Below are 8,471 nucleotides of genomic sequence, written 5' to 3'. Positions count from 1 at the left end.
TAAGAACGATCTCGAATTTCTCCCAAACGATTGAAAAATACAGCCCTTGCAAGAGAATGCGCTCTTTATTTATTTAACTCTACATGAACCTTTCTTTGATGTTCATGTTGTTGTAGCCATTTTAAAGTATATGACCTTCTATTTATACAATCGATTTCACGTAATATTACTGAATAAGCTATTTTGTCGTGAATATGATGAAAGTTTCCATAAAAGCGGTGCTGATACCACCCGCAAAGTAAGAATCACTACTTTTAATTTCGAGTTATTAAATCCGACTGGACACCGTTAAATTTAGGAAACATAAAGCAGAGATAGGACCTCGTCGTACCATTCACAACCGTCGAATTTATCACTAGTGTTCCAAAACCAAAATGAAATTCGAAATAGTTATAAAAAATGATTTGAGTCCCAAAGTGGTAGTGTCTCAATTTTTATATTTATTGTACAGATGATTACTCCAAAATCGACGGATTCTCCTTCTACCCCATGGAGATGTGGCGATCGCCCTTATAGAGCCTGCATCTAATCTTGTTTACTGATGAAATCTTTATAAGCCGTAATTTTATATTCAAGCATCTCATCCGCATCTTGTAACGTTCTGATTTGCTTCTTAATAGAGTGTTTATGTTCTTCTAAAAGGCTTAATCGCTCTAGTGCGGTATGTTCTCCTTCTAAAACTAATGAAGCATACTTCTTTATTTTCGCGATAGGCATTTGTGTTTCTTTTAACTTGATAACAAATTGCAGCCATTTAATATGTGAATCGTTATATCGCCTGTCTCCGCTAGCATCACGAACAGGAATTATAATTGTTTCTTTTTCGTAATACCGCAATGTATGTGTACTTATCCCTAAAACTTTAGCCACTTCCCCGATGGTATGCATAAGAAACCTCCACATGAATTTTTTTCTTGACTTAGAGTTTACTCTAATCATTATAATCAACTCATAGTTCGTTCACAATAAAATCAATTGGATAAAATTCAGGAGGAATTTATATGAAATATACAGTTATTACGGGTGCGAGTTCAGGAATTGGGTATGAAACGGCTCTTGCTTTTGCGGCTCGCGGAAAAAACTTAATCCTAGCAGCACGCAGAACGGAGGAATTGGAAAAGCTAAAATCAAAAGTGGCTGATATTAACGCAGACCTGGATGTTGTCATTCGAACCGTAGACTTATCTGTTACTGCAAATGTTTATGAATTCTACGAAAGTCTTCAAGATTATCAAATTGAGACCTGGATTAACAATGCTGGATTTGGAAACTTTGCTTCCGTTGGGGAACAAAATTTAAATAAAATTGAGACGATGCTTCACTTGAATATTGAAGCCTTAACCGTTCTGTCCTCTCTTTATGTACGTGACTATGGAGATGTTGAAGGAACACAAATTATCAATATTTCTTCAGGAGGAGGATACCTGATTGTTGCCGATGCTGTGACCTATTGTGCGACAAAGTTCTATGTAAGTGCATTCACTGAAGGTCTAGCACAAGAATTGAAAGAAAAAGGAGCAACCATGCAAGCAAAAGTCTTGGCTCCTGCTGCAACTGAAACTGAATTTATTAAACGTTCTTTGGATACAGATGAGTTTACTTATGAAGAAGTAGTTCCAAAATTTCATACCGCAAAAGAAATGGCTGGATTTATGTTAGATCTGTATGATAGCGAGAAGGTTGTTGGAATTGTGGATGGAGAAACATATGACTTTGAATTAAGAGACCCGATTTATCCGTATGTAACGAGAACGAGAAAATAGTTTTGTGTACCACATTTGAATTTTTAGATCATAATCAATTTAGATCCTAAAGGAGCGTAAAAAACATGGACAAATTTAAAGATATTCAGAATAATCATTTAGCATTAACACAATACCATCGTTGGTATCAAGTATATGAAGTCCCACTTAACAAAGCTCGTCTAGAAAACCAGTTAGACATTTTAGAGGATGAAATTGAAATCTCATCTCAAGCTGGAACTACGAAAGGTAAAATGGGTTTAGAAGATAGATTAAAAATGTTTGAAGGATGGAAAAATGCGCATCATGTTGAAAACACATCAATCAATCAGTTGAACGATGAGGAACTTTCAATAGAAGCTGATATTCTTTATCAAAATATACGCCCAGATGATAGTAGATACAGCTACAGAATTCATTATTCAACAATCCTGAAACTTAGAGAGAATGACTTGCCTCTTTTTACAAAGGTCCATTTAGAGCCAATCGGTACTGTAGAAAATCCAGAATTTACATCTGCCTATGCAGACAATAGAGCAAAATCATTTATGCATTATTGGTTATATTTAATGGAAACAGCATCTGTGAACGGTGACAAATTCAAAGAACTATTAGCAGAACAATTTGAGTTGAATTTAAGCACAGGTTCTAAAATCGATACATTAGAAGGATTTAACGCATGGTTATCAAACGCGCCGAGTCAAGTGAAAGAAAGTGGACATTATCCGAAAAATCTCTCTGTTACAGAAAATACGGATAATACAATACATGTTTCTGTAGATTTTGAATGGGAAGGTATTTCTGTTGAGAATAAGCCAATGATTGCAGAGACACATCATGAATGGGTACTTGAAAATAATTTAGATGAGCGATTTGCTCGTATGAAAATGATGAAAGTAACTCAAACAAAGCCATTTCAAGTAGTAGAATAATTTAAAACATAGCCTTTTTCTTATGTGATAAATAAAAGAAAAAGGCTATAGGTTTGATAAGAACAAAAAAACTGTATGTTAAGAAGCCGATGATTCTTAATATTTTTTCTCGTAATGTTCATAAAAGAAACGGAACAATAAAATCAGCAAATTAGAAAATAAAATAGGATGTGAGTCGATTATTATGGAGCAATCAAATAAAGCGTTTAGCGAGGCATTAGTAAAATCGTTAAAGGGAGAACGAGGACATCTTCCCATCAAGAATGCCTTGTCAGATATAGACGCGGTTCTTGCAGGAAAACACAGAGAGGAACTGCCTTATTCTATTTATCAATTAGTGAAACACATGACCTATTGGCAAGATTTTCTCTTATTAGCCGCTCGGGACGAAAAACCTGTATTGCCTAACCAAGTGGGAGAGAGTTGGCCTGAAGAAGAATGTCCTGGCAGTGAGGAAGAGTGGAAACAGGCTATTCAATATTTTCTTCAAGGGATTGAGCAGGCATGTACGATTGCTCAAACTGTTCAATTGGACAAACCATTGGAGAGCTGGCCTGGTGAAACCCCGGGCGGTGTGCTACGCAATATTGCATCTCACAACTCCTATCATTTAGGAGAAATTGTACTGATTCGCAGATTATTTAGTGCTTGGCCACCGCCAACAGGCGGATATCCAGTTTAAACAAGGTTATGGATCGAACTCTTTCCTTTGAATTAATTAATTTGAAGGTGTCGAATAGCTAATAACTTTTTCACTACCTCAATAGGAAGGGAATTCATGAAGAAAAAAATGATTAATATATTCATATTTTTAGGTGTAGTATGTATTACAGTTTCATTGTTGTTAAACTTACATCCCGCATTTGGCGGAAACCCAAGTAAAGAGCAAAAAGAAGTATATAAAAAAATGAATAATTATGTTAATGGGAAATTTGTCAATCAAATACCAACAAAGAGAAACATGAGTGCATCTGATATTTTCTCTATGATTAAGGATTCTATTTCAGGTGATAAAGATCGCAATCCTGTTAGAAACATTCCTCTTTCTCAGATTGACTGGAACAAAATCAAAGGTGAGGAAGATAGTTTAACTTGGTTTGGGCATTCTGCTTTTTTACTTAGTATCGATAATAACAAGATACTCGTAGATCCCATGCTAGGTTCAATTGCTTCACCTGTTTCTTTTGCAGGTAGCAAACGCTATAGTGCAGATGTTTTGGATATTATTAATGAAATGCCGCCTATAGATGCTGTCCTTATTACACATGATCATTATGATCACTTAGATTATCCATCGATACTAAAGCTAAAGAGTAAGGTCGGTCATTTCTTCGTTCCTCACGGTGTAAGTGCCCACTTGATTCGATGGGGAGTTGCAAAAGAAAAAATTACAGAATTAAATTGGTGGGATGAAACGGAGTTCCAAGGTTCTACTATTGTATTGACTCCATCCAAACATTTCTCTGGAAGAGGGATGTTTAATCGAGATACAACCTTATGGGGTGGTTGGGTCATTCTTGGAAAACATACACGTTTCTATACTAGCGGCGATAGTGGTTATGGTGCACATTTTAAGGAAATTGGAAAAAAATACGGACCTTTTGATATCACTTTAATTGAAGGCGGTCAATATGATAGACGCTGGTCTTGGGTTCATATGACACCAGAAGAAGCTGTACAGGCTCATTTAGATGTAAATGGGAAGAATATGATGTTAATTCATTGGGGAGCCTTTACCCTTGCTTATCATGGTTGGACAGAACCTGTAGAACGAGCATTAATAGAGGCAAAAAAAACAGATGTGAACTTAATCACTCCTAAAATTGGTGAAACTATTCCATTAAGTGAAAATTTAGTAATTCCTAATTCTTCATGGTGGAAAATGTAAGTTGGAAAAATCAAAACATTGTTTATGCACTATGGTATACATACAGATATCGGATTGGTAATGAGTGTTTGTGTTGGTTTGAAAACTCCCATTATGCTTGTGTTAGGTATCTTGGGTTGATGATTATCGGATGCTTTATCGCGATTATCTACTACATCACCTACCCTCGTTAAAATATACGCTAAGCAAATTTTGATATAAAATGAGCCAAATTTCCTACTTTAAGGAACAGTCGGCTCATTTTCTTTATTTAGTTTGTAATTTGTTCTCTTCATATTCTTTCAGTATCTTATAAAAAGTATTTTTCTTAAGTTCTAACAGTTCCATAAATTGAACGGCTGTTATTTTTCTATTTTTCCACTTCGGATAAGTTTCTTCTATTATATATAGCTGTTTTTTGCTTAATGATGAGAGGTTAAATTGAGGACGCCCTAAATGTTTTCCTTGAGATTTAGCTACTGCAATCCCTTCCGCTTGTCTCTGATGAATTTTTTTTCGTTCTTGATCTGCAACATAGGAAAGCAAAGATAAAAATTGATCTTCCATTAATCGTCCCATGTCACCCATCTCACGGAATTTACGACTATCAAACAGCGTTTCATTTTCTAAAACCACAATATCTGCTTGTAATTCTCTTGTTATGTATTTCCACTCCGTAATTACTTCATCATAATTACGCCCCATACGATCTAAGGCATCTATGTAAACAATATCACCTGTACTCAATATTTTTCGTAATAATTGATACTGAGGACGATCGAAATGTCGTCCACTTGCTTTATCGACAAAAATACGTCGAGCTTCCACACCTCGTTCCATCATTTTATGTAATTGACGTTGTTCATTTTGATCTTTTGTACTTACACGTATATATCCATAAATATTCGCCACGTTTGGTATTCTCCTTACATTTGTTACCGCCATTATACCATTTTCGTTTATAAAGGTATTAATTAAAAATAAACGTTTATAAAATGATTCAATTCACCTTTATAAACTTGATATTCCAATGTTTCATAGATATAGACCATCCGTTTACAAAGGTATACCTTTGTAAACGATTTTGTATTTTTTGTAGTAATTGCTGAATTTGATTATTATTATAGAAGTAATTTAAATTTTTAAAAATTTAAATTATAAGGAAATCGTTGCATTCTATAATAAATAATATACGAAGGGAAATGGGAAGTTGAAAACGAGAGAGCTTCTTACTGTAGAACAAAGGGACTACTTTTATGGAGTCCCTGAGCATATGGATGAGAGAGAAATTCTACGCTATTACACAATATCTGATGAAGAATTACAAATTATAAATAAACAACGCGGTGCTGCCAATCGATTAGGTTTTGCCATACAAATCGCTTACTTACGCTTTCCTGGACGACCTTTATCTGCGAATGAAAAAGTTCCAGATTTTATTGTACATACGATTGCTAAACAATTAAGGATTTTACCTTCAGCTATAGAGAACTATGCACGTGGGCGTGATGCAACTCGGCGAGAACATTTGAGTAAAATCAGAAATACATTAGGATTTCGGACATTTACTTTAAAAGAATATCGAGAGTTAGCACGTTGGCTTCTCCCTATGGCAATGAAAACAGATCAAGGACATCTTTTAGTAGAAGCTCTTATTACAGAAATGAGGAAAAGAAAAATTATTGTACCAGCTATATATGCAGTTGAACATTTAGCATGGGCTGTACGTGAACGAGCACATAGAAAGATTTTCAAACAATTAACAAGAAACCTTACTTCTTCTCAATGTAAGCAACTAGACAAGTTATTAAGTGTAGGAAAAGGATACAAGTTTTCGTATTTATCATGGCTTCGACAACCTTCAGGTGTTGTTTCTGTTAAAAATTTTCACAAGATTATGGATCGAATAGAGTTTATCCAAAAATTAATTTTACCTTTAGATAACGGCAGAGAAGTGCATCAGAATCGATTGCTACAGATGGCACGTGAAGGGTCACGTTATTCCAATCAACATTTATCCAGGTTTCATGAGCTCAAACGACATGCAACTCTTATGGCCTTTCTCATTCATATATATGCTTTTTTAACAGATCAAGGAATAGAGATGCTTGAGAAACTAATGGGGAGAATGTTTAATCGTGGAGAAAAGAAACATAAGGAACATTTTCAAAAGGACGGAAAAGCGATTAATGAAAAGGTTCGCTTATACGCAAAAGTTGGAAAGGCTTTAATTGAAGCAAAAGAGTTAGAACAAGACCCATTTGAATCTTTACAGTCTATCATTTCATGGGAGCAATTTGTACAATCAGTGGAACAGGCTGAAGAACTAGCCAGACCAGCAGAATTTGACTATTTAGATCTACTAGATAATCATTATGGACATTTTCGGAAGTTTGCACCTAGATTATTAAGAACGTATGTATTTAAAGCCTCTAAAGCGAGCCATACTTTATTTCAGGCCCTAGAGATGTTGGAAGAAATAAACCAAACAGGAAAAAGAAAAATCCCTGAAACAGCTCCGATGGATTTTCTCAAATCGAAATGGTTCAAGCATGTGATTAAAGAAAATGGTATTGATCGTCATTACTATGAGTTCGGTATCTTTTCAGAATTATGTAATCATCTTCGTTCTGGGGACATGTGGGTCGTAGGAAGTAGACAATATAAGGATTTTGAAGAATATCTTTTACCTCAAGAAAAATGGAAAGAATTAAAGGAGAAAAACCAAGTTCCACTAACAATTCCAACCAATATAGATCAGTATTTGCAGGAACGATTTAAGTTAATGGAAGAGCAACTCTCTAAGGTAAATCATTTAATTCAAAATCAATTATTGCCAGATGTTGAAATCTATGCAGATAAAATACAAATTGCATCTTTAAAGAAAATGATTCCGGATGAGGTCGAAGATCTAACTAGACTTATTTATAGTGTATTACCGCGTATTAAATTAACAGATCTATTGGTAGAAGTAGATAGCTGGACCCATTTTAGCAAACATTTTGTTCATCTTCATACCCAAACTGAGCCAAAGGATAAATCCGTATTATTCGCAGCTATTTTGGCTGATGGAATTAATCTTGGTCTCTCAAAAATGGCAGATGCATGTCCAAATATATCTTATACACAATTAGCTTGGATATCGGATTGGTATATAAGGGATGAAAATTACTCCAAAGCTCTTGGAGCGATCACTGATTTTCAGCATAAATACCCGTTCTCTTCTCATTGGGGAGATGGTTCGACTTCATCTTCTGATGGACAATTCTTTAGAGCTGGTGGTCAATCTAGTCCATTGGCACAAGTAAATGCAAAGCATGGTAGGGATCCAGGATTAAGTTTTTATACACATATCTCAGATCAATACGCCCCATTTTATGTACAAGTTATTAGTTCTTCAGAAGAAGCGCCACATATTATTGATGGCCTACTATATCATGAAACAGATTTGGAAATTGAAGAACATTATACGGATGCAGCAGGCTTTGTAGATCATGTCTTTGCCATGTGTCATATGTTAGGATTTCGATTTGCTCCTAGAATTAAAACGTTTAATAAAAATAAAATTTATACTTTTGAAAAGCCCTTAAATCAACTGCATCTAGAATTTATGATTGGTGGAACAATTCATACAAAGAAAATAAGAGAGAATTGGGATGACTTATTACGATTAACTAGCTCTGTTCGTAATGGAACAGTCACAGCTTCTCTTATTCTCAAAAAGCTTGCGGCCTATCCAAGGCAGAATAGCTTATCTGTAACTTTGCGTGAGATAGGAAGGATTGAAAGAACGTTATATACATTAGAATGGTTGCAGAGTCCTGAACTTAGAAGGCGTGTTCAGGTTGGTTTAAATAAAGGTGAAGCAAAACACGCACTTGCTCGAGCTGTATTTTTTAATCGATTAGGGGAAATTCGAGATCGTTCTTA

Annotated in this window: 7 protein-coding genes and 1 pseudogene; 5 read left to right on the top strand and 3 right to left on the bottom strand. The window is 35.1% G+C overall.

The features are described 5' to 3' along the window. Together COC96_RS28725 and COC96_RS26885 are read right to left on the bottom strand one after the other, a co-directional pair. A pseudogene (locus tag COC96_RS28725) lies at window positions 1-125 on the bottom strand (Tn3 family transposase); the annotation flags it as partial. Between the two features lie 400 nt (window positions 126-525). Continuing rightward, window positions 526-888, bottom strand: a complete 363-nt coding sequence (locus COC96_RS26885) for a MerR family transcriptional regulator (protein ID WP_098769796.1) — start codon at window positions 886-888, stop codon at window positions 526-528. A gap of 113 nt (window positions 889-1,001) precedes the next feature. Between COC96_RS26885 and COC96_RS26880 the strand changes: the two genes are divergently transcribed. From COC96_RS26880 to COC96_RS26865, 4 genes are all read left to right on the top strand, one after another. Then, window positions 1,002-1,763 carry an SDR family NAD(P)-dependent oxidoreductase gene (locus COC96_RS26880; protein ID WP_098769795.1) on the top strand — a complete coding sequence of 254 codons (762 nt, stop codon included), beginning with the start codon at window positions 1,002-1,004 and terminating at the stop codon, window positions 1,761-1,763. Window positions 1,764-1,828: 65 nt separating this feature from the next. After that, entirely contained in the window at window positions 1,829-2,674 is an 846-nt protein-coding gene (locus tag COC96_RS26875) for a hypothetical protein (RefSeq protein WP_098769793.1), read from the top strand. A 184-nt stretch (window positions 2,675-2,858) separates the two neighbouring features. Continuing rightward, complete coding sequence (locus tag COC96_RS26870) at window positions 2,859-3,356, top strand: DinB family protein (protein ID WP_098769791.1); 498 nt, start codon at window positions 2,859-2,861, stop codon at window positions 3,354-3,356. A 108-nt stretch (window positions 3,357-3,464) separates the two neighbouring features. Further along, a complete protein-coding gene (locus tag COC96_RS26865; protein WP_098769797.1) occupies window positions 3,465-4,562 on the top strand; it encodes an MBL fold metallo-hydrolase in 1,098 nt (365 codons plus the stop codon). Between the two features lie 246 nt (window positions 4,563-4,808). Here COC96_RS26865 and COC96_RS26860 read toward each other — a convergent pair whose 3' ends face one another. Next, window positions 4,809-5,486, bottom strand: a complete 678-nt coding sequence (locus tag COC96_RS26860; RefSeq protein WP_098769789.1) for a recombinase family protein — start codon at window positions 5,484-5,486, stop codon at window positions 4,809-4,811. A gap of 265 nt (window positions 5,487-5,751) precedes the next feature. On the opposite strand from COC96_RS26860, the gene COC96_RS26855 reads away from it, so the two are divergent. Then, the coding region (locus COC96_RS26855) for a Tn3 family transposase (protein WP_098769787.1) at window positions 5,752-8,471 on the top strand (2,720 nt) is incomplete at its 3' end.

The sequence above is a fragment of the Bacillus cereus genome (assembly GCF_002577405.1).
Lineage (GTDB): Bacteria > Bacillota > Bacilli > Bacillales > Bacillaceae_G > Bacillus_A > Bacillus_A cereus_AU.
This window is presented reverse-complemented; position numbering and strand designations above follow the sequence as displayed.

Excerpts from the sequence above, each read along its gene's own strand:
- COC96_RS26885 (WP_098769796.1), bottom strand. The coding sequence starts at position 888 with ATGCATACCATCGGGGAAGTGGCTAAAGTTTTAGGGATAAGTACACAT.
- COC96_RS26880 (WP_098769795.1), top strand. The coding sequence starts at position 1,002 with ATGAAATATACAGTTATTACGGGTGCGAGTTCAGGAATTGGGTATGAA.
- COC96_RS26875 (WP_098769793.1), top strand. The coding sequence starts at position 1,829 with ATGGACAAATTTAAAGATATTCAGAATAATCATTTAGCATTAACACAA.
- COC96_RS26870 (WP_098769791.1), top strand. The coding sequence starts at position 2,859 with ATGGAGCAATCAAATAAAGCGTTTAGCGAGGCATTAGTAAAATCGTTA.
- COC96_RS26865 (WP_098769797.1), top strand. The coding sequence starts at position 3,465 with ATGATTAATATATTCATATTTTTAGGTGTAGTATGTATTACAGTTTCA.
- COC96_RS26860 (WP_098769789.1), bottom strand. The coding sequence starts at position 5,486 with ATGGCGGTAACAAATGTAAGGAGAATACCAAACGTGGCGAATATTTAT.